This is a genomic window from Verrucomicrobiota bacterium (assembly GCA_016871675.1).
Lineage (GTDB): Bacteria > Verrucomicrobiota > Verrucomicrobiia > Limisphaerales > VHCN01 > VHCN01.
Genome location: VHCN01000001.1, coordinates 165,798 through 185,619, shown reverse-complemented (window position 1 = coordinate 185,619; position 19,822 = coordinate 165,798). Strand labels below are relative to the sequence as shown.

19 protein-coding genes are annotated in these 19,822 nt (G+C 66.6%); 9 read left to right on the top strand and 10 right to left on the bottom strand.

What is annotated here, in order from left to right:
- Positions 1-296: threonine--tRNA ligase (locus FJ386_00820; GenBank protein ID MBM3875253.1), on the top strand; the 296-nt coding region annotated here is incomplete at its 5' end.
- Between the two features lie 5 nt (positions 297-301).
- On the opposite strand, the gene bioD is transcribed toward FJ386_00820, so the two are convergent.
- Positions 302-979 carry a dethiobiotin synthase gene (bioD, locus tag FJ386_00815; protein MBM3875252.1) on the bottom strand — a complete coding sequence of 226 codons (678 nt, stop codon included), beginning with the start codon at positions 977-979 and terminating at the stop codon, positions 302-304.
- Positions 980-1,005: 26 nt separating this feature from the next.
- Entirely contained in the window at positions 1,006-2,070 is a 1,065-nt protein-coding gene (locus FJ386_00810; GenBank protein ID MBM3875251.1) for a PA0069 family radical SAM protein, read from the bottom strand.
- Between the two features lie 97 nt (positions 2,071-2,167).
- Between FJ386_00810 and polX the strand changes: the two genes are divergently transcribed.
- Complete coding sequence (polX, locus tag FJ386_00805) at positions 2,168-3,922, top strand: DNA polymerase/3'-5' exonuclease PolX (protein MBM3875250.1); 1,755 nt, start codon at positions 2,168-2,170, stop codon at positions 3,920-3,922.
- Positions 3,923-3,943: 21 nt separating this feature from the next.
- Here the strand turns inward: polX and FJ386_00800 are convergent, their stop codons facing one another.
- Positions 3,944-4,216 carry a hypothetical protein gene (locus tag FJ386_00800; GenBank protein MBM3875249.1) on the bottom strand — a complete coding sequence of 91 codons (273 nt, stop codon included), beginning with the start codon at positions 4,214-4,216 and terminating at the stop codon, positions 3,944-3,946.
- Between the two features lie 574 nt (positions 4,217-4,790).
- Between FJ386_00800 and FJ386_00795 the strand changes: the two genes are divergently transcribed.
- The 5 genes from FJ386_00795 to FJ386_00775 are packed head-to-tail and all read left to right on the top strand — an operon-like array spanning position 4,791 to position 9,449.
- Positions 4,791-6,797, top strand: a complete 2,007-nt coding sequence (locus tag FJ386_00795; GenBank protein ID MBM3875248.1) for a hypothetical protein — start codon at positions 4,791-4,793, stop codon at positions 6,795-6,797.
- Complete coding sequence (locus FJ386_00790; GenBank protein MBM3875247.1) at positions 6,709-7,641, top strand: non-canonical purine NTP pyrophosphatase; 933 nt, start codon at positions 6,709-6,711, stop codon at positions 7,639-7,641. The genes FJ386_00795 and FJ386_00790 overlap by 89 nt, the downstream gene beginning before the upstream one ends.
- A gap of 31 nt (positions 7,642-7,672) precedes the next feature.
- Complete coding sequence (locus FJ386_00785; protein MBM3875246.1) at positions 7,673-8,104, top strand: DUF5069 domain-containing protein; 432 nt, start codon at positions 7,673-7,675, stop codon at positions 8,102-8,104.
- 8 nt (positions 8,105-8,112) lie between these two features.
- A complete protein-coding gene (locus tag FJ386_00780; GenBank protein ID MBM3875245.1) occupies positions 8,113-8,691 on the top strand; it encodes a thymidine kinase in 579 nt (192 codons plus the stop codon).
- Positions 8,688-9,449, top strand: a complete 762-nt coding sequence (locus FJ386_00775; GenBank protein MBM3875244.1) for a Nif3-like dinuclear metal center hexameric protein — start codon at positions 8,688-8,690, stop codon at positions 9,447-9,449. Before FJ386_00780 ends, FJ386_00775 begins: the two co-directional genes overlap by 4 nt.
- 332 nt (positions 9,450-9,781) lie before the next feature.
- Here the strand turns inward: FJ386_00775 and FJ386_00770 are convergent, their stop codons facing one another.
- The 3 genes from FJ386_00770 to dusB all read right to left on the bottom strand — a co-directional run bounded on the left by FJ386_00770 (position 9,782) and on the right by dusB (position 14,480).
- A complete protein-coding gene (locus tag FJ386_00770; protein MBM3875243.1) occupies positions 9,782-10,543 on the bottom strand; it encodes a class I SAM-dependent methyltransferase in 762 nt (253 codons plus the stop codon).
- A gap of 51 nt (positions 10,544-10,594) precedes the next feature.
- On the bottom strand, positions 10,595-13,282 hold the full coding sequence (locus FJ386_00765) for a YfhO family protein (GenBank protein ID MBM3875242.1): 2,688 nt from the start codon (positions 13,280-13,282) through the stop codon (positions 10,595-10,597).
- A gap of 82 nt (positions 13,283-13,364) precedes the next feature.
- The gene (dusB, locus tag FJ386_00760; GenBank protein ID MBM3875241.1) at positions 13,365-14,480 is read right to left on the bottom strand and encodes a tRNA dihydrouridine synthase DusB; all 1,116 of its coding nucleotides are present in this window, start codon (positions 14,478-14,480) and stop codon (positions 13,365-13,367) included.
- Positions 14,481-14,658: 178 nt separating this feature from the next.
- On the opposite strand from dusB, the gene FJ386_00755 reads away from it, so the two are divergent.
- Positions 14,659-14,946: a hypothetical protein gene (locus FJ386_00755; GenBank protein MBM3875240.1), complete on the top strand. Its 288-nt coding sequence runs from the start codon at positions 14,659-14,661 to the stop codon at positions 14,944-14,946.
- Positions 14,947-14,966: 20 nt separating this feature from the next.
- Here the strand turns inward: FJ386_00755 and FJ386_00750 are convergent, their stop codons facing one another.
- Positions 14,967-16,439 (bottom strand): hypothetical protein, encoded by a 1,473-nt coding sequence (locus FJ386_00750; protein MBM3875239.1) that lies wholly within the window; start codon positions 16,437-16,439, stop codon positions 14,967-14,969.
- Between the two features lie 196 nt (positions 16,440-16,635).
- On the opposite strand from FJ386_00750, the gene FJ386_00745 reads away from it, so the two are divergent.
- Positions 16,636-17,601, top strand: a complete 966-nt coding sequence (locus FJ386_00745; protein MBM3875238.1) for a ketose-bisphosphate aldolase — start codon at positions 16,636-16,638, stop codon at positions 17,599-17,601.
- A gap of 37 nt (positions 17,602-17,638) precedes the next feature.
- Here FJ386_00745 and FJ386_00740 read toward each other — a convergent pair whose 3' ends face one another.
- The 3 genes from FJ386_00740 to FJ386_00730 all read right to left on the bottom strand — a co-directional run bounded on the left by FJ386_00740 (position 17,639) and on the right by FJ386_00730 (position 19,711).
- The gene (locus FJ386_00740) at positions 17,639-18,247 is read right to left on the bottom strand and encodes a hypothetical protein (protein ID MBM3875237.1); all 609 of its coding nucleotides are present in this window, start codon (positions 18,245-18,247) and stop codon (positions 17,639-17,641) included.
- Between the two features lie 94 nt (positions 18,248-18,341).
- The gene (locus FJ386_00735; protein MBM3875236.1) at positions 18,342-19,106 is read right to left on the bottom strand and encodes a hypothetical protein; all 765 of its coding nucleotides are present in this window, start codon (positions 19,104-19,106) and stop codon (positions 18,342-18,344) included.
- Positions 19,103-19,711 (bottom strand): DUF1080 domain-containing protein, encoded by a 609-nt coding sequence (locus FJ386_00730; GenBank protein ID MBM3875235.1) that lies wholly within the window; start codon positions 19,709-19,711, stop codon positions 19,103-19,105. Before FJ386_00730 ends, FJ386_00735 begins: the two co-directional genes overlap by 4 nt.
- Positions 19,712-19,822: the final 111 nt, after the last annotated feature.

Sequence of the window (19,822 nt, the reverse complement as noted above, 5' to 3'; positions counted from 1 at the left end):
TCGGCAGCGAGGACGATCCCGCATGCGCGGCGCTCGTGGCCTACGCGAAATCCATCGTGCAGCAACTGCGCGCGGCCATGGCGCGGTGCGAAGGTGACTTTGGCTCCGACCCCATCAAGGCCAAGATTGCGAACGCCGAGACCGCGCGCGTCCACACCATGCTGGTCATCGGCCCGCGCGATTTGGAGGCGGGCAATGTCGCAGTCCGCGTCCACGGCAAGGGCCACGTCGGCGTGAAGCCGCGCGCGGAAGTGGTGGCGGACATCCTCGCGGGCATCCAGGAGCGCCGCGCGTAGCGCCATCAACCTGCCGCCGTCAGCGCCGTCACAAGGTGGCGTAACGAGGAAGGAACTTCCGCACTGCCCTGTCGCACTTTGCCCAACCGGGGAAGTGTGAACACGCGCGACGCGCCAAGGAATTCGCCGAGCAGTGTCGGGTTGCTCCGGGTTGATGCGTCCGGCGTGCGTGGTTGAACGAGGACCAGACGCGCGGGCCGTGCCGCGACTGCGGGCACCGCATCCATCAGCAGCAGCGCCTGGTTGACCGCGCCGAGGCGGTTTGGGCAGACGACGATGGGAGTCGCGTTCAGCTTCGCGATGAGGTCGCGGGCGTTGAAGCGCTCACCGAGCGGGCTGAGCAAGCCCCCTGCGCCCTCCACAAGGACGATTTCAAACGTCTTCTGAAACCGGCGGACGTGCGCGAGCACGGCGGCGAGATGGACGCGTTTGCCCTCGCGCCGCGCAGCGAGCAGCGGTGCGACCGGCGCGCGGAAATGCCACGGGTTGATTTCGTCCAGCGTCAGCGCGCCGTCGAGCGCAGCGCGCAGGGCGAGGGCATCGCCACGGCCGCCGGAGCAGACGGGCTTGAGCGCGGCGACGCGCACTCCCGAGGCGCGGAGATGCCGGGCGAGCAGGCAAGTGAACACGGTCTTGCCGACACCCGTGTCGGTGCCGGTGATGAAGATGCAGCGCGCGCCCATGCCACCGATGAAACACGAAGCCTCGATCAGCCGCGATCAAACAGTTCCAACTGCGGTCCCGGCGGCGCGCGGAACGAAGCGGTCGAGAGGCGCGGGCCGCCTTCGTGAATGCCCGCGCGGCGGCGGGCGACGTGGAACATCCGGTTGATTTGATCGGCGAAGATGCCTTCGCCGCTCATGCGCGAGCCAAAGCGCGGGTCGTTCAACAGCCCGCCGCGAATGTCGCGGATGCGACCGAGCACCTTGTCGCGGCGGTCGGGGAAGTGGCGGGCGAGCCAGTCTTCGAACAACCGCGAAACGCCGAACGGGAGACGCAGCACGACGCAGCCCGCGAACTGCGCGCCGGCGGCGGCGGCGGCTTCGAGGATGCGCGGCATCTCCGGGTCGGTGAGCGCGGGAATCACCGGCGCGACCATCACGCCGACGGGCACGCCGGCGGCGCGCAGCGCGCGGATGGCCGCGAGCCGGTGTTGCGGGAGCGAGGCGCGAGGTTCGAGCTTCGCGGCAAGGTCCGCATCAAGCGTGGTCACGCTGACGTAAACCGCGGCGGCATCGGCGTGCGCGAGTTCCGCGAGCAGGTCGGCGTCGCGGGTGACGAGGTGGTTTTTGGTGACGATGCCGACGGGGTTGCGGAACTCGGCGAGCACTTCGAGGCAGCGGCGCGTGAGCTTGAGCCTTCGCTCGACGGGCTGGTAGCCGTCGGTGACGGTGCCGAGGGCGAGCCATTGCGGTTTCCACCGGGGCGACGCGAGCTCGGCACGGAGCAGCTCGGGCGCGCGGTCCTTGACCATGATGCGGGTCTCGAAGTCGAGCCCCGCCGAGAAGCCGAGATACTCGTGCGTCGGTCGCGCGTAGCAGTAGATGCAGCCGTGCTCGCAGCCGCGGTAAGGGTTGAGGCTGGCGGTGAACGGGATGTCCGGGCTGTCGTTGAACGTGATGAGGCTTGCGCTGGCGTCGCGGAAGAAGCGCGTTGCGGGGGACGGGTCCTCCGTGGGATCGAAATCCGCATCGGGCGCGAATTGCAGCGGGACAAACCGGTTCGCCGGATTGTCCGCCGCGCCGCGGCCGTGGATGGAGCGCTCGTCAGCCACGCGTGGACTATCCGCCGCGACCGGTTCGTTGCAAGTGTCGCGCGCGGGGGGGCGCTTTCCGCGTTGCACTTCGGGACGGCGCTCGCATCATCGCGGCATGGACAAGGACCGCATCGCGGAGATTCTCGTCGAGATCGGCACGCTGCTGGAGTTGAAGGGCGAGAACCCGTTCAAGACGCGCGCCTACCACAACGCCGCGCGCACGCTCGAGGCGCTGCCCGAGCCGCTCGACAAGGTCATCGCCGAGCAGCGGCTGGGAGAGATCAAGGGCATCGGCGAGGCGTTGCAGCAGAAGATCACCGCGCTCGCGACCACGGGGAAGCTGGCGTATTACGACGAGCTGAAGGCGTCGGTGCCGGCGGGCCTGCTCGCGATGCTCGGCCTGCACGGGCTCGGGCCGAAGAAGGTGAAGAAGCTGCACGACGAGCTCGGCCTCGAATCGCTCGAGCAACTCGAGGCCGCGTGCACGTCGGGCAAGGTCGCCGCGCTCGACGGCTTTGGCGAGAAGACGCAGTCGAAAATCCTCGAGGCGATTGCCTTCAGCCGGACGTATGCGAGCAAGCATCATCTCCATGCCGCGCTCGCGGCGGCGGAGCCGTTGCTCGACGCGCTGCGGTCGCACCCGGAGGTGACGCGTTGCAGCACGGCGGGCAGCCTGCGGCGCTGGAAGGAGACGATTGGCGACATTGATTTTCTCGCATCGTCGAAGCGGCCGGCGAACGTGATCGAGTTTTTCACGCAGCAGCCGGGCGTGTTGAGCGTGAGCGCGCGGGGCGAGACGAAGGCGAGCGTGATGCTTGCGGGCGGAATCCAGGCCGACTTGCGGGTGGTGAGCGACACGGAGTTTCCCTACGCGCTGGCTTACTTCACGGGCAGCAAGGAGCACAACATCGTGATGCGCCAGCGCGCCCTTTCGCGCGGATTGCGGCTGAACGAATACGGGCTGTTTCGCTCGAAGGAAGAGACGCGCGACGCGGCGCTGCTCGTGCCGTGCCGGACCGAGGAGGAGATTTTTCAAGCGCTGGACCTGCCGTTCATCGAGCCCGAGCTGCGCGAGGACCACGGCGAGTTCGCCGCGGGCGAGAAGGGCGCGCTGCCGCGGCTGCTCGAGTGGACGGACTTGAAGGGCTCGCTGCACAACCACTCCAACTGGAGCGACGGCGTGGAGACGCTCGACGCGCTGGCGGACGGCGCGCAGGAATTGGGCTGCGCGTATTGGGCGGTCACGGATCACTCGCGCAGTTCATTCCAGGCGCACGGGCTGGACGCGGCGAGGTTGCGGGCGCAAGTCAAGGCGGTGCGCGCAGTGAACGGGCGGCTGGAGGGCGAAGGCGCGGACTTCCGCCTGCTGTCGGGGACGGAGGTGGACGTGTTGAAGGAGCGGCTGGACTTCGACGACGATGTGCTCGCGGACCTCGACGTGGTGGTGGCGAGCCTGCACGTGGCCGGAAGCGACGAGGCGGACAACACGAAGCGGCTCATCCGCGCCGCGGAGTGTCCGCACGTGCACATGCTCGGCCACCTCACGGGGCGGTTGCTGCTGGAGCGCGAGCCATACAAGGTGAACGCGCAGGCCGTGATCGAGGCGTGCGCGGCGACGGGCACGTGGATCGAGTTGAATGCGAACCCGTATCGCCTCGACATGGACTGGCGGCTCTGGCCCGCGGCGAAGGCCAGGGGCGTGCAGTGCGTGATCAACTGCGACGCGCACCGGCTCGACCACGCGCAGTTCCTGCGGTTCGGCGCGGGCCTCGCGCGCAAGGGCTGGCTGGAACGGCGCGACGTGGTCAACACGCTGCCGCTGGAGCAACTGCGGCAACGGCTTGGAGCAAAGCGAAAGCGCGCCGGTTGAGCCGCGGCGCGCCCGCTGGCTTCAACCGACGAGTGTCTCCTCGTCGCGCTTGATGCCGAGCGCGCCCTCGAATTCCGCGGTGAACGTCCGCATCTCGGCCATCACCTTGCCGGGCTGCTTCTCCATGGAGGCGAGCATGCGTTCCAAGGCCTCGGGCTTGCGGCGGCACAACTCCACGGCGGCGATGATGAGTGAGAGCTGGTTGTTGATGTTGTGCCGCATGTCGCCAAGTTTCTGGCTGAGCTCGGCGATGTTCTCCGGGGAAAGCGTGACGGCGGTTTGAGGCAAGCCCATGCGCTTCTAATTGCCCGCCGCAGGGGCGGATGGCAAGCGTGATTGCGGCGGGATTCCGGCAGCGGAGCGAACTCGATCGCCCTGGATGCCCTGCAAGCAGAAGGTGTCACGTCGAAGTCGTGACGGTGCTGGTTGACGAACATCGCCGCGAGAACCATCCGGCACGGGACTTCGATGACCGGGGGAATCTGCGGGGCGGGAAACGCGGCGCCTTGCGGCAACGGAACGGCGGGCGTCTCGCAGGGTTGCGCCGCGCCGCGGGAGTGCGGGCGCAGGCGCGTCGCGAAACGCCGGCGTAAGCGGCCGCAACGTCTGCGCGCTGGCGCCGGGAGAGGACGCAACGCCCGACAGGGCAATGAACACGGCCACGGGCGTGACGCGAAAGCGAACCCGGAGGGATTTCGAAGGAGATTTCACGCGCAAACACCCGACTGTCCCCCCGGCGGCGAGGCAAGGCTGAAATCGGAATCGGCGCCGCGGAGTGCCGCCTTGTTTCTGCGCCGCGGAAGTGCTTCAATCTGGCCGGAAGCTCATCCGCACCATGTCATTTCCCCATTCACTCCGCGCGTGCCTGTTGCTCCTCGCCCTCTTGTTTGCGCCCGGCGCCCGCGGCGCGACGCACATCATCAACATCGGCGACAACTTCTTCGGGCCGACGCCCACAACCTTGTATTCCTTCTCGATCACCGCGGGCGACACGGTGACGTGGACGAACACCGGCTTCGCCAACCACAACGTCACCTCCACGGGCAGTCCGACCTTCACGAGTTCGCCGTTCATCATCCCGCGCAACGGCGCCTACACGTTCACTTTTCCGACCGCGGGCACTTACAACTACACGTGCACGCTCCACTTCAACCAAAACGGAACGATTGTCGTAGCGAACAATCCTGCGCCTACGATTACAGCTATCGCCAACCAAACAATAGGTCGAAACGCTTCGACATCAGCTTTGGCTTTCACGATTGGCGATCCTGATTCACCTTTGAACAGTCTGTTGGTTTCAGCTAGTTCAGGAAACACTACTTTGGTTTCAAATGCGAACATCGTCCTTGCGGGCAGCGGTGCGTCCCGAACTGTGTTGGTGACACCTAACCCGAATCAATCCGGTGCGGCTACGATTACGATTGGTGTGACCGATGGAGAAACCACAACAACAACCTCGTTCGTATTGACGGTAAACGACCCACCTTCGATTGGAGCAATCGCCAATCAGGTAATTAATCGCAATTCGGCACTGACTAATTTGACCGTGAACATCTCTGATGCCGAAACTCCAGCATCCAGTTTGGGCCTCAGTGCTTCCTCCTCCAATCCGAGTCTGATTCCTGTCACGAACATCGTGATCGGAGTCAGCGGGACGAATCGCACTTTAACCATTATCCCAATAACGAACCAAACCGGAATGAGCTTGATCCAAGTATCAGTAACCGACGGCATAAGCACTAACTTTGTCTCTTTCACACTCACTGTGAACGATCCCCCAACTTTCTCCGACATCTCGAATCAACTTATTTCTCGAAACGGGACACTAATTGGCATTCCGTTCACCATCGGCGATACTGAAACTCCTTCGGCTAGTTTGTCCGTTTCGGGGACTTCCGCAAACCCATTGCTGATTCCAGATTCAAATCTCGTTTTTGGAGGCAATGGAGCAAATCGGATTCTCACAATCACCCCACTATCCAACCAGTCCGGAAGTGCGGTCATTTCTGTAACCGTGAGTGATGGAGTGGCTTCAACCATTAAGAGCTTCACTGTCTTAGTTAACGACCCGCCAACCGTCTCCAGCATCCAACCGCAAGTGACTCTCAAAAGCACTACGGTTTCCAATATCTCATTCGTAGTTGGTGACACGGAGACTTCGGCGAGCGGTCTGGTAGTCACCGCATCGTCATCAAATGGTGGTTTAGTGGCTAATAGTAGTATCGTCGTCGTTGGGACCGGAGCAATTCGATCACTATCGATCAGTCCTACTGCGAATCAAATGGGGTCCACGGCAATCACAGTCGTAGTCAGTGATGGCATTTCGATTGGGAGCACTAGCTTCATATTGACCGTGAACGCCGGGCCTTCGGTGACAATCACTTCACCAACCAACGGCACTAGGCTGCTCGCCGGCTCCAACGCGACCATCACGACGACGGCGAACGACACGGACGGCACCGTCGTCCGGGTCGAATTCTACGAGAGCGGGACGAACTTCATCGGCGTCGTCTCCAACGCGCCGTTCAACCTCACGTCCACGAACATCATGCCGGGCAACTTCGCGCTGTCCGCCCGCGTGTTCGACAACTTGGGCGCGTCCAACAACTCCGCCACGGTGAACATCCAGGTGCTCACCAACGCCACGTTGCTCGTGGACCCGGCGCTCACGAACCAGCCCGCGTTTCACGTGAGCAACGCCATCAGCGGGCAAACCTACGTCTTCGAGGCGCTCACCAATCTCGGCGCCGGCTCCTTCGGCTCGCGCTGGTTCCCGATCGCGACGAATGTCGCCTCGGGCACCAACTTCATCTTCAACGACACCGTCCTCACCAACTTCTTCCCCCGCCTCTACCGCGTCCGGCAGGATTTGTGAGAGGCGGGACGGACGGCCGAAAGGAGAAGGCCCGCGCATGACCACGGTCGTCCTCGCCACGCGCAACCGCCACAAGGCGCAGGAAATCCAGTCCATCCTCGGCGCGGCATTCCGGTGCGAGACGCTCGATGCGTTTCCCGGCGCGCCCGGCGTGGTCGAGGATGCGCCGACCTTCGCGGGCAACGCCGCGAAGAAAGCGCTCGCGCTCGCGGAGTGGCTCAGGGAAACGCGGCGTGCGGCGTGCGGCGTGCGGGATGACGGAACCCGCTTCGTCCTCGCGGATGATTCCGGGCTCGAAGTGGACGCGCTCGTGGGAGCGCCGGGAGTGCATTCCGCGCGCTTCGCGGCGTTGGACTCGCCCTCGGCCTCCGCGGGCAACTCGCCCGACGCGGAGAACAACGCGAAACTGGTCCGCCTGCTCCGCGACGTGCCCGAAGCGAAGCGCACCGCCCGATTCCGCTGCGTGCTCGCGCTCGTGCCGCTCGCTCCCTGCCTTCCGACACCGCTCACCCGCCCTACGGGCACGCTCTCCCCTCCTCCGAGGAGGGGAGAGGGATGGGGTGAGGGGAGCTCGACATCAGTTCAAGGATTCAGCGCAGAATCTGTTCCATCGGAAACCCATCCCTCCTCACCCTTCACCCCTCACCTCTTCAGCGGCACGTGCGAAGGCCGCATCCAACTTCACGCGAGCGGCGCGGGCGGCTTCGGCTACGACCCGCACTTCGTGCCCGACGGTTTCCAGCAGTCCTTCGCCGAACTCGGCGACGCGGAGAAGAACCGCATCAGCCACAGGTCGAAGGCGCTCGCGGCGCTGGCGCATTGGCTGGCGACCGCGCGCGATTGACACACCACCGCCGCCTCGCGACGATGCCCGCATGAGCGACACCCCGATCCTTTATCCCCGCAGCCCGCGTGAAACCATGGCGGGCTGGGCCTACCTGCCGCGATTCGTGGACAAGATCCGCCTGCACCTCGCGGGCAGGCTGCACGCCGACTACCAGGAGAACTTCACCAAGGGCTTCGACGGCGCGTGGCTCAAGGCCGCCGGCCTGACCGCCGAGCAGTTCATCGCCGTGGTGAAGGGCTCGATCACCGATGGCGAAGTCTGCGACTGGGTGCTCAAGAACGTGAAGGCCACCGCCGCGGACAAGGCCGCCTTCTGCGAGCACGTGCTCAACTACGGCCGCGGCGACGACCCGCAGCTCAAGGCCCGGCTCAAGTGGCGCAAGGAACAGTCCGGCCTCGCCCACCGCGACGACATCCAGTGCTTCACCGACTACATGGACGCCGACGAAAAGCGGCTCTAGCGCGGCGCATGTCCAAGGTCTATTTCTACTACTCCGCGATGAACGCGGGGAAGAGCACGGTGCTGTTGCAGTCGAGCTACAACTACCGCGAGCGCGGCATGCATACGCTCGTGCTCACGCCCGCACTGGACGAACGCTTCGGCAGGGGCAAGGTCAAGTCCCGCATCGGCCTTGAGGCGGACGCCCGCATCTTCTCGCCCGGCGACAACCTGCTCGAACTTGCGCGCGCGGAGACCGCGGCGCGCCCGGTCGCGTGCGTGCTGGTGGACGAGGCGCAGTTCATGAGCCGGGCGCAGGTGCACCAGCTCACCGACATCGCGGACGTGTTGCGCATCCCCGTGCTGTGCTACGGGCTGCGGACGGATTTTCAGGGCAACCTGTTCGAGGGAAGCCAGTGGCTGCTGGCGTGGGCGGACAATCTCATCGAGCTCAAGACCATCTGCCATTGCGGGCGCAAGGCCACGATGGTGCTGCGGCTGGATGCCGGCGGGAAGGCGCTCAAGGAAGGCGCGCAGGTCGAGATCGGCGGCAACGACCGCTACCTCTCCGTGTGCCGGCGGCATTACAAGGAGAGCCTCGCCGCATGAAGGCCGCTTCCCTCAGCCGGTTGGTGGCGCACGCCGACAGGCTGCTCCGTCCCGCGGCGTTCAAGGACTGGGACGGCGCGCACAACGGGCTGCAAGTCGAGAACTCCGGGCGCGTCACCCGCATCGCCGCCGCGGTGGACGCGAGCCTCGCGACGGTGAAGCTCGCGGCGGCGGCGGGCGCGGACCTGCTCATCGTGCATCACGGGCTGTTCTGGTCGCCGAACGTGCCGTGGACGGGCCGGCGCCGCGAATTGCTGGGCGCGCTTGTGGAGGAGAACGTGGCGGTTTACAGCTCGCATCTCCCGCTGGACGCGCATCCAAGGCTCGGCAACAACGCGCAGCTTGCCGCCGCGCTCGGCTTGAGGCGGCTGCGTCCGTTCTTCGAGTGCAAGGGCCGGAAGATCGGATGGCAGGCGGCGGCGGACCTCTCTCGCGCGGCGCTCGAAGGCGCGTTGACGCGCGCGCTGGGCGGCGCTCCCAAGGTCCTTCCCGGCGGGCCGGCGCGATGCCGGCGGATTGGCATCGTGACCGGCGGCGCGGGCGCGGAGTTGAAACAGGCCGCGGCGGAGGGCGTGGACACGTTCATCACCGGCGAGGGGCCGCACTGGACGTTCGGCGTGGCGGAGGAGCTTGGGCTGAACGTGTTTTACGGCGGACACTACGCGACGGAGACGTTCGGCGTGAAGGCGCTCGCGGCGCACTTGTCGGAACGGTTTGGAGTCCCGTGGGTGTTCCTCGACCACCCGACGGGGCTCTGATGGGGCGACGGTCGCGCTCCGGTCCATGGGCAGCCCCCACGGCTCGCAAGCCGCGCATTGGGATCATGAACCGGAACGGCCACCCCTCACCCCATCCCTACCCATGAACCGGCTGGCGCACAGCCACCCCTCACCCGCCCTTCGGGCACCCTCTCCCCTCCTCGGAGGAGGGGAGAGGGATGGGGTGATGAGTGTCCGTTCGGGTTCAGGGGCCGAAATCGCGGCAGTTGGCGGGCCATTGGTTCTCTCCCCTCGTCGGACGAGGGGAGAGGGTGCTGCCGCTCGGAGCGGGACGGGTGAGGGGTGGTCGGGCCACAGGTTCATGGAGAGGTCTATCCGCGCTTCGTCGCCACGAGGAAGGCGTTGAACATCCCGTAGCGCCACGGGCCGAGGTTGAGCAGGAAGTCCACGGGCGCGGCCACGGTGCGGTCGGTGCACTCGACGCGGTCCACGGCGCAACCGGCGCGCTCGAGGAAGAACTCCATCTCGACGGCGTTGGTGGCCACGATGGCGTCGTCGTCCGGCGTGAACGGCTCCTTCACGATGGGCGTCATGCGGTCGAAGCGCACGGTGTCCGGCGCGTCGCACATCTGGCGGAGCTTCTCGCGCAGGCGGCGCCAGTTGCGCCACTTGTTCGCGACGCCCCGCATGCGCGGATGGTAATCGCGGAAACCGAGCACGCGGAAGAAGTTCGGGCTGGAGAGCACGAGCCGTCCGCCGGGCTCGACCACGCGCGCGAGTTCGAGGATGAACGCCTCGGGTTCCTCGACGTGTTCGAGCACGTTGAGCGCGCCCGCCGAGGCGAAGTGCGCGTCGGGGAACGGCAGCTTGCGGCCGTCGTAAATGAGGCAGCGTTCGCTGAACTTGCGCGCGCGCGCGATGTTCGGCTCGGAGACGTCCACGCCCCACGCCTCGATGCCCGCCTCGGTGAGCCGTCCCACGACTTGTCCGGCGCCGCAGCCGACGTCAAGCGCGCGCGCGCCGGCGCGGGCGGGCTTGAGGGTGTCGGCATACTTCGCGTAAAAGCCCGCGTCCCAGTGGGCGAGGAATTCCGCGTAGGCTTCGTTGTGCCGGTAGGTTTCCTGATGGGACATGGGGGAATCGCCGATGGCCAATTTCCAATTGGGGAAGCGGTCGCGTCTCGGTCACTTTCCAGGCTTCGGCTGGGTGGGCGCGGGCGGCGGCGCGGGTGTGTCGGATGCCGGCGCGAGGCGGCGGTCGTAGAGGAGCAGGGCGCACAACCCGAGCGCGACGACGAGGCCGGCCATGCTGAGCATCAGCCCCTGCCGCGGGGGTTCGAAGCGGAACTCGATGGTGTGCTCGCCCGCGGGCAGCGCCACGCCGCGCATGATGTAATTGCAGCGCAGCAGCGGCGCGGGCTGGCCGTCCACGCGCACGGTCCAATTCGGGTCGTGACGGTCGTTGAGCAGCAGCACGCGCGGTCCGGGCGCCGATGCGGCGAGCGTGATGCGCTTCGGCGCATACGAAACGAACTTCACCTCGCCGCCCGGCGGGTTCGTGCCGGTGGCACCGGCGGCGGGCGCGCTGAAAGGTTCCTCGACGAGCACGTGCGCCCGCGGGTCGAACGCGGCGTTGGTGAGGAAGGCCAGGTGCGCGGCGCGGTTCGTCGCGATCCAGCTTGAGTAGAGCGCGGCGCGCGGGAGTGCGCCGGTGAATTCGTAGAGCGCGAACTGGCCGTTCGTGGCGACGTGGGTGGTGATGGGCGCGTCGGGCCTGGACTGCGCGAGGTTGAACGACGTGTGGAGGCGGAATCGCTTCTGCACCGGATCGAGCTGGCCGTTGAGCACGTCGAGGAAGTTCATCGGACCGCGCTCCGTGGGGACGAGTCCCACGCCCAGCACCCAGCGCGTGCTCGTGAACTGCCAGTAGCGCAGCGCGTCCTGCCCGAACGCGCCGCGGTAGTCCATCTTCTCCTGCGGCACGCGCGGCTCTTGCGCGACGTCGAGCGACTGGACGCGGTAAAACGGGAAGTGGTGCTGCAGCCATTCCTGATGGTAGAAGCTGTAGAAGACCATCGGCTGTTGCAGCGCGGTGACGCGGTGCTCCCACGGCCGGGCCTTGAGCGTGTCGATCACGGGATTGGTCGCGTAGCGCTCGCGGTGGTTGTAGTAGAGAATCCACGGCGCGTCGGCGCGCCCGAGGTCGGTGATGAGCAACATGCCGAGCAGAAGCGCGGCGAGCTTCGAGCGCGGCCCGGCGAGCGCGCCGCTTGTCATGACCGCGACCAATCCCGCCGAGAGGATGAGGAAGACGATGAACCAACTGACCTCGTTGGAGCTGAACTTCGCGATCTGCGCGGCGATGTCCGGCACGCCGCCCACGGATTTTTCGTCGAAGCCGTTTGCCTTGAGCCACGCGATGCGCTCCGCCTGCGACGAGACGTGGAACATCCAGCCCAGCACCGCCAGCACCAGCGCCGCGACGGAGGCGTGAACCCAGTGGCGGTCAAAGCCGGTGACGCGCGCCCACCAGAGTTTCACATGCTCGATGATGGAGTCCTTCGCGCCCGCGCCCGCCTCGAGGTGCAGCCGCCACAGTCCCTGCAGGCCGAAGCCGAACAGCACGAGCAGGCCGAGGTGGAACTGGTGCATGAACTTGATCGGGTTGCGGATGGTGGACGCAAACGGCAGCGAGAAGAACAGCTTGTAGAAGGGCGCGTGCCTTCCCCACGCGAGCAACAGCGACACGACCGCGACGCCGAACCAGAACCAGATGAAGCGGCGCTCGCGCGGCGTGAACGGGCCCTTGTCCTTGCGCCACGCCTGCGCCAGCGCCCACAACGCCACGAGCACCACGAGCACGCCGGCGTATTCGCCCGAGCCGGAGTGGCGGGGATACCCCTGGCGATGCGTCTCGTAGCCCGGTTGCTGTCCGACCGTGCCCCAATACACGGAGCCAGGGTCGCGCGTGTAGTGGTCGAGCATGCGATAACCGTAGAGCCCCGGGATGATCACGCGCAGCGTCTCGACTTTCGGCAGGCTCCATTGCGTCGCGAAGTCGTAAATCGCCTGCTTCTGCTTCGCGTCCTGCTTCTCCATTCCGGCCACGCCCTTGATCTGCGTCGTGACAAGCACGTGAACCGTCTGCGCCGCGACGATGCCGGCGAACAGCGCCATGAGCACCGTGGAGACGATTCCGCGCCGGGCGCGCACGGCGGGTTCCGAAGCGCCGTCGAGCAGCCACGGCAACGCGAGCGCGAACGCCGCGGCGTAGAGGCTGTAAATCGCGCCGGTGTCGAAGCCCTCCGAGACGCCGAGACCGATGGCCGCCCCCGCGACGCCCGCGCGCAGCCACGCCCGCTTCACGCCGGGCACCACAAGCGCGGCCATCGCAAGCCAGGTCATCGCCGCGGTGATGTTCCACTGGCCGAGCCCCCAGCAACCGCGCGAGAAGGAATCCATGTTGAGCGCGGCCGCGATGCCGCCGAGCACGCACACGAGCGGGTTGAATCGCAACTGCCGGAAGAACAGCCACGCGCACACGCCGAGGAGCAGTTGGGTGAACGGCGTGAAGAACTTCATGAACGTGAACGGCCCGAGCCCGGCGGTGAGCACCGTGGTCAGGTTCAGCGTCCCGCCGGGTGATTGTCCGCCGAGCCAGGTCAGGTCCTGCCACACGCCGGCGAGGTTCCCCACGGCGTCGTCGCGGTAAGCCACCATCACGCCCAGCGGACCGTCATTGGCGAAGAGCATCTGGTCCGGCGCGAAGCTCTTGTGAAACTGCACGGCCAGCACCGCCGACAGCGCGATGAGCAGCAGCACGAAACTGCCGGGGCCGTTCTCGGCGGGCGGCGGGGCGGGCTTCTCGGGCATGGATGAGGCGTGGTTTCAGGTCGGTCTTGCGGGCAGACCATAGCGGATTCACCCGCGCGGCCAATCGGAAATTCGCCTGAGACTACCAGACTTCGACCGGGCCCTTCGGGACGGGGATGGCCTCGCGCCGGACGGCGGGCGGCGCGGCTTCGCGCCCCTGCATGAACGACGCGACCATCGGCGCGGGCGCGAAGCGCGGCAGCAACTCGCCGCGCTCATCGCAGAACTGCCGCCGCCAGCGCAGGTATTGACCGAGCACGTCCTGGAATTCCGCGCGCGTGTTCACGCGCACCACGGCCTTGTTGAACTCGTTCGCGGGCCCGAACCGCTTCGCATACCACGGCGCGACCTTCCGGAACATCCGGCAGCCCAGTTCCTCGCCGAACACCTCCACCATCCGGTCGAGATGGCCGCACATCACGCGCACGCGCTCGCCGAATCCCGGCTCGGGCGCGGACTCGCCCGTTTCGAGCAGCCGCCGCGTGCGCGTGAAAATCCAGGGATCATAAAACGCCCCCCGGCCGATGCTCACGCCGGCGCAACCCGTCGCGTCGAGCATCCGGCTCGCAGCCTCGGGCGAAATCACGTCGCCGTTGCCGATGACCGGGATGCCAGGCACGGCATCCACCACCGCGCGGATGCCGGCGAGGCTCACCGTCCCGCCGAAACCCTGCTCGCGCGTGCGGCCATGGACGAAGATCGCGGCGACGCCGACGTCCGCAAGCGCGCGCGCCAGGTCCGGCGCGGTCAGGTTGTCATCGTCCCAGCCGAGCCGCATCTTGGCCGTGACGGGAATCTTCACCACGCCGACCATGCCCTTGACGAGCGACGCGGTGCGGTCGAGCTCCGTCATCATCGCGGAGCCGCCGCCGACGCGGCAGACCTTCCTCACGGGACAGCCCATGTTGATGTCCACGGAGGCGATGCCGCGCGCTTCGAGGTCGAGCGCGGCGTCGCGCATTTCCTCCGGCACGGAGCCGAAAAGCTGCACGGCGAGCGGTCGATCGGCAGGGCAGGTCTCGATGAGTTTGAGCGCCTTCGGATTGCGCTCGAGCAGCGAGCGGGCGTTGACGAGGTCGGTCGTGCACAAGTCCACGCCGCCGATCTCGCGCACCGTGAGCCGGAACGGCAGGTTCGTGTAGCCCGCCAGCGGCGAGAGGAACAGGTTGGACTTCAGTTCAAGCGGCCCGAAACGCATGCAACGCGGAATCTCCCGCATCGCGGTGGAGGCGGAAAGTTCAATGTTCAGTGTTCCAGGTTCGGTTCCTCCGGCCGAGCGCCTCATTGAACGCTCGCCTTGTGCGCAGCCATTCCGTCCAATCGCCGCATCACCCGAGCCGCCATGAACTCTCGCGCCGCAACGACCGCCCTCCTCCTTGGATTCATGGCCGCCCTCTGGCCGGAGGCGCCCGCGCGCGCCGCGGTTTGTCACGCACGAGGTCACGACGGCGGACGGCCAGACTCACTCGGGGCTGCTCGAAAGCTCCAGCCCCGACGGCACGGTCACGCTGCTCACCGCCGACGGCAAGGGCCTCGTGATTCCCGGACCGCAGGTCAAGTCGCGAACGCAATCGAGGCTCGCGCTGATGCCCGAGGGGTTGGAGCAGGGGATGACCGTGCAGGATTTCCGGGACGTGATTTCGTTTCTGCTCTCGCGGAAGTAGTCCACGGCCTTCGCGCCGCCCTACCTCCCAGGCCGCCGCGACTCCATCGCGGCGCGGTCATCCTCGACCTCCCGCGCGGTTCCCGGCAAAGGCCACACCAGGTCTCGGCCATTGATCCAAAGCCTCTCGCCGGGCGTGGCGGCCGGTGGGGTCGAGCCATCGCCGCCGTCGTCCACCAGGTCGTCGCCGATGGACCACAGCAGGAACGTGCCCTCCGGCAGCAACCGGTAGCGCAGCGGGTTGCCGTCCATGAAATCGTGCGGAAGCGTCGCCATGAACTCAGGCACGAGCGCGGCGAGGGCTTCCGGATACCGGCCATGCCGCAACTTGTGGCGTTCGAGTGCGATGGCCGCCGCGGCCAGACGCCGGGTCGTCTCGTGCCTCGCGATCCTCAAGAAGAACCGGTCCATGGCAGGAACGGTCGCCTTCGAAACAAGATAGTTGAAATCGGGTTCGCCCAGTGCGGTGGTGGCGGCGGCGACTTGTGACTTCACGGGCGCGAAGCAATTGGTCGCGAGCGCGAGCCTCGCCCCGTCGAGCGAGATCTGGTGCCGCTCCAGCAGCCAGCGCTCGTCGGCATACGAGGTCCATGCGTGCCACGTCACGACGGACCAGACCTCTGAAACGTAGTCGCCAACATTGCCTGGGCCGGACGACCCTCCAAGTCTAGTGCCCGAAAGTGCCCGCCAGTTCGTCCGACACTCGGCGGTGATGGCGACGCCCATCGCGCGTTCCATGTTCAGCGCGCTCATATAGCCTTCAAGAGTGTCGAACTCCTCCCAAGCCTGCTGGAGCGCCGCCAGCTCACGGTCCGTCCATCCGGGGAACTGCATCGCCTCCCACGTCGTCCCGAACATGATGCTGCCGCACGAGACGCGAATGAGTTGTGAGATCACCACGGGCTCCTTGAGCCGGCTGCCCGCGCGGATGCCCGCGAGCAGGTTCGTGAAGGCCGCTTCGCGGTTGCCCTCGCGCATGTCGTAGAGCGCGGCCCAGCTCAGCGAACCGACCGCGCCCTTCAATTTCTGCAAGTGCGGCAGGAGCATCGAGAACGTCTTCTCGTATGCGAGCTTGTGGACCATCACGGGCAGTTCGACCGCGGCGTGCAGCTCCGCAAGCACGTCGCGGTTCTCCTCGATGTGCGCGGCCACGGCGGGCCAGACGTCCGCCTCCTTTGGCTCCGGCAGCGCGGGCAGACGCCACGCAACCCTCGCGCGGCCGGGCGCGACGAGGCGCATCGGCTGTGGCACGAAAGATGGATTAAGCGTGGTGAGCGCGTTCGCGGCGCCGGCGAAGGCCGTCGCGCCGTTGGACGCCATGGGCGGCATGGGCGGGACGTGGTTCGTGTAGGACAGCCGCTCGCCCTTCGCCTCGAGCTGCGCCTTGAAGGCGCGAGTGCGGGCCGCGGCGCGCGCGTGCTCGATCCACAACGCCAGCACGCCGAGCACGGCAAACACCGCGCCCCACAGGAACAGCTTCGCGGAGAGTCGCATCAGTGGTTGCGGTGAAGGGAATGCACGGGGCGCGCGATTGCAAGTGTCGAGTGGCCGGTATTGCCTTTCACAGCACTGCGCCGAACGCCCCGCGCGTGCGCTCCGTCCGCCAGAAAAACTGTTTCCCTTCCACCGCGCACTTCCCTACCTTGCCCCGCTGTTGCCGTCCCCGGGCGGCGCATGAACCCCACGAAACATGCCACTGACACACACCCGCGACCTCTTCGCCAAGGCCCTGAAGGGCAGATACGCCCTCGGCGCCTTCAACGTGAACAACATGGAACTGCTCCAGGCCATCATCGAGGCCTGCGAGGAGGAAAAGGCCCCGGTGATGCTCCAGATTTCCAAGGGCGCGCGCCAATACGCGCACCCGGTCTATCTCAAGAAACTCATCGAGGCGGCAGTCAGCCTCTCGACCATCCCCATCGCGGTGCATCTCGACCACGGTGACAGCTTCGAGTTGTGCAAGCAGTGCATCGACGAGGGTTTCACCAGCGTGATGATCGACGCGAGCCACGAGACCTTCGACAAGAACATCGAAATCTGCCGCTCGGTCGTCGACTACGCGCACCGGCACAACTGCGTCGTCGAGGGCGAACTCGGCATGCTTGTCGGGGCGCAGCACGACGACGGCGAGGAGGGCGGCGGCTATTCCAAGGGCGGCTGTTACACGCACCCGGACGAGGCGGTGGAATTCGTGAAGCGCTCCGGCGTGGACTCGCTCGCCGTGGCCATCGGCAATTCACACGGCGCCTACAAGTTCGAGGGCGAGCAACACCTCGACCTCGAACGCCTCAAGGCCATCAAGAAGGCGCTGCTCGATGCGGGCATGGGCGATTACCCGCTCGTCCTGCACGGCGCGTCGAGCGTGCCGAAGGACCTGGCCGACGAGATCAACCGTTTCGGCGGCAAGCTCGGCGAGAAGACCAAGGGCGTGCCCGAGGCGGACATCGAGGTCGCGCGCCGCGTGGGCTGCACCAAGGTGAACATCGACACCGACCTGCGCCTCGCGATGACCGCCGCGATCCGCAAGGTGTTCGCCGAGAACCCGAAGGAGTTCGACCCGCGCAAGTATCTCGCCCCCGCCCGCGCCAAGGTGAAGGAACTCGTGCGCCACAAGGTGCGCGACGTCCTCTGCTGCGCGGGGCACGCGTTCGATTGAGCCACCGCGGAAGAAGGCGGCGCCGGATTGGCGCGCCTCAGAGCAGCACGTCTTCGGGGCGCACTTCGAGGCACTCGTCCTGGTCTTCCCACACGACCGCCGGATAGAACTCGGCGAGCTTGGTCGCGAGGTTGCTCCCGGCGTGGGACAGCAGCTTCTCGGCATCCTGCGCGGCCTGCTCGAACGCGTCGTCGTAGTCCGGCACGCGCTTGCGCTGGCGGTCGTCCCAGTGCGCGGTCGCGTGGACCTTCGCGTATTGCTGCGCCCACTTCTCCAGCGGCGCCCGCACGTCGGACGGGACGTCCTCCAGCGCGATGGCCGTGGCGTTGCAGTGGAGGCAGATCAACCCGCTCTCGAGCACGTCGCGCGTGATCAACGGCAGCAGCGGCGCGCGGCAGCACGGGCTCTCCGGATAATCATGCGGCGCGGTGGCAAGCCGCTTGAGCCAGATCTGGCGGTCGTGGCCGAGTTGCGCCGCGAGCCGGTAGCAGCCCACGAGCGGATGCGAATAGCGCCACACGCGGCCGTTGAGCTGCCCGAGTGTCTGCGCGAGCCAGCGCGCAAGCGTGAGGTCGTCGAAGTCCTTGAACGACTTGCCGTATTCCTCCCACAGCGCTTCCACCCGCGAGTCAGGCTCAAAACTCATCGCGGAAAGGATGCGCCGGGAGGAAGGAAGTGCAAGGCGGAAGGCGAACGCGAAGGAGGATCACCCGTGCCCGCCGCGGGCCGTGGATCTCTGATCACTTCGCCGCGTTCCTGCTGCGCGACTGCTCGAGGAGCCACGTGTAAAGCTCGCCCGAGCCGTAGGCGTTGTCCCAGCAATTGTGGCCCACGCCGGGATACTCGGTGTACCTGGCGGGCGCCTTGAGTTGCGCGAGCGCGGCGCTCATGTCCCGGCTGAATTTCACCGTCTCGGCGCGGTCCTTGTCGCCGCAGAAATCCCAGATGGGCAGGCGCGCGTCGGCGAACTTCTTCGCGTTGGCCACGTCGTTCCGCGAGCACATCGGCACGATGGCCGCCCACGCGGACGGGTCCTTCGCCGCGATGCTCCACGTGCCGCTGCCGCCCATCGAGAGGCCCGTGAGATAGACGCGGTCGGGGTCCGTGCCGAACTCCGCCTGCGTCTGCCTGAGCATCGCGAGCGCGCGCGTCGCATCGGGGCCGTCGGCGAGCCAGTTGGAATTCGTCGCGCACTGCGGGAGGACGGTGACGAACGGGAACGCGGCCTTGCGCTTCCAGATGGCCGGGCCGAGGCCGACCATGATCGGGTCAATGTTGTTGTCGCCGCGCTCGCCCGAGCCGTGCAGGAACAGCATCACCGGCGGCTTGGAGCCGGGCTGATACTTCGCCGGCACGAAGACGACGAACGGCCGCTTCGTGCCGTCGGCCTCGAGGAGCACACGGTTTTGGAAGCCCGTTGCGACCTGGGCCGCGGCGCGGGAGCCGGGGATTGCGAAGCTGGCGGCGACCGCGAATGCGACGGCGCTGACGATGGTGGTTCTCATGGCAGTTCCTTGATGCGGATGCGGCGGTATTCCATCGTGCCGCGGTCGGCCTCCAGGCCGATGGGGCCGGTGGCGGGCAGTTTGTTTGTGAAGGCCAGCGCCTCGCCGTTGCACGTGCACGTGGCCACGTCGCCCTTCACCGTCACCTCGATTTCGTTCCAATCCTGCGCCTTGTATTTCTTGAGGTCCTTGTAAGGGCCGGCCACGAGGTAGTCGCGGCACTGCAGCTGCGGACGGCGCAGGTAAATGCCGCTGTCGGCGTTCACCGCGGCGCGGAACTCGAGCTTGAGGTGGAAGTCCTTCGGGAACTCCTTGACCGTGTAGAGCTGGCGGAAGCGCGCCATGCCCTCGACGTGCGGGTTGACGGTGAGGATGCCGGGCTTGGCCGTGTAGCGCTTGTCGGACGCCTCGGTCTTGCCATCGAACGTCTCGGACGGTTTGAATTCCTTGTCGCGATATCCCCAGCCGGTGAGGTCCCTGCCGTTGTAAAGCACGGTGTAACCGGGCTCGGGTTTCCAGTTGTCCTGCTCGGCGGCGAGGACGAACAACGTGGCGGAGGCGAACGCGGCTGACAGCAGCGCGGACTTGGCGAGGAGTGATTTCATGCGCGGGAGTGAAGCACAGGCGGAGTGTGGCGGGAAGACATGAGTTTCCCGGAGGGCCACGGCGGGCGGCAGGAACGCACGGTTGCGCGGCTCGAAAGGCGGCGCCAGCCG

What these genes read in the sequence shown, in the direction of transcription:
- bioD (MBM3875252.1), bottom strand. Translation starts at nt 979, where the DNA reads ATGGGCGCGCGCTGCATCTTCATCACCGGCACCGACACGGGTGTCGGC.
- FJ386_00765 (MBM3875242.1), bottom strand. Translation starts at nt 13,282, where the DNA reads ATGCCCGAGAAGCCCGCCCCGCCGCCCGCCGAGAACGGCCCCGGCAGT.
- FJ386_00770 (MBM3875243.1), bottom strand. Translation starts at nt 10,543, where the DNA reads ATGTCCCATCAGGAAACCTACCGGCACAACGAAGCCTACGCGGAATTC.
- FJ386_00730 (MBM3875235.1), bottom strand. Translation starts at nt 19,711, where the DNA reads ATGAAATCACTCCTCGCCAAGTCCGCGCTGCTGTCAGCCGCGTTCGCC.
- FJ386_00745 (MBM3875238.1), top strand. Translation starts at nt 16,636, where the DNA reads ATGCCACTGACACACACCCGCGACCTCTTCGCCAAGGCCCTGAAGGGC.
- FJ386_00790 (MBM3875247.1), top strand. Translation starts at nt 6,709, where the DNA reads ATGTCGCCTCGGGCACCAACTTCATCTTCAACGACACCGTCCTCACCA.
- polX (MBM3875250.1), top strand. Translation starts at nt 2,168, where the DNA reads ATGGACAAGGACCGCATCGCGGAGATTCTCGTCGAGATCGGCACGCTG.
- FJ386_00800 (MBM3875249.1), bottom strand. Translation starts at nt 4,216, where the DNA reads ATGGGCTTGCCTCAAACCGCCGTCACGCTTTCCCCGGAGAACATCGCC.
- FJ386_00735 (MBM3875236.1), bottom strand. Translation starts at nt 19,106, where the DNA reads ATGAGAACCACCATCGTCAGCGCCGTCGCATTCGCGGTCGCCGCCAGC.
- FJ386_00740 (MBM3875237.1), bottom strand. Translation starts at nt 18,247, where the DNA reads ATGAGTTTTGAGCCTGACTCGCGGGTGGAAGCGCTGTGGGAGGAATAC.
- dusB (MBM3875241.1), bottom strand. Translation starts at nt 14,480, where the DNA reads ATGCGTTTCGGGCCGCTTGAACTGAAGTCCAACCTGTTCCTCTCGCCG.
- FJ386_00750 (MBM3875239.1), bottom strand. Translation starts at nt 16,439, where the DNA reads ATGCGACTCTCCGCGAAGCTGTTCCTGTGGGGCGCGGTGTTTGCCGTG.
- FJ386_00775 (MBM3875244.1), top strand. Translation starts at nt 8,688, where the DNA reads ATGAAGGCCGCTTCCCTCAGCCGGTTGGTGGCGCACGCCGACAGGCTG.
- FJ386_00780 (MBM3875245.1), top strand. Translation starts at nt 8,113, where the DNA reads ATGTCCAAGGTCTATTTCTACTACTCCGCGATGAACGCGGGGAAGAGC.
- FJ386_00785 (MBM3875246.1), top strand. Translation starts at nt 7,673, where the DNA reads ATGAGCGACACCCCGATCCTTTATCCCCGCAGCCCGCGTGAAACCATG.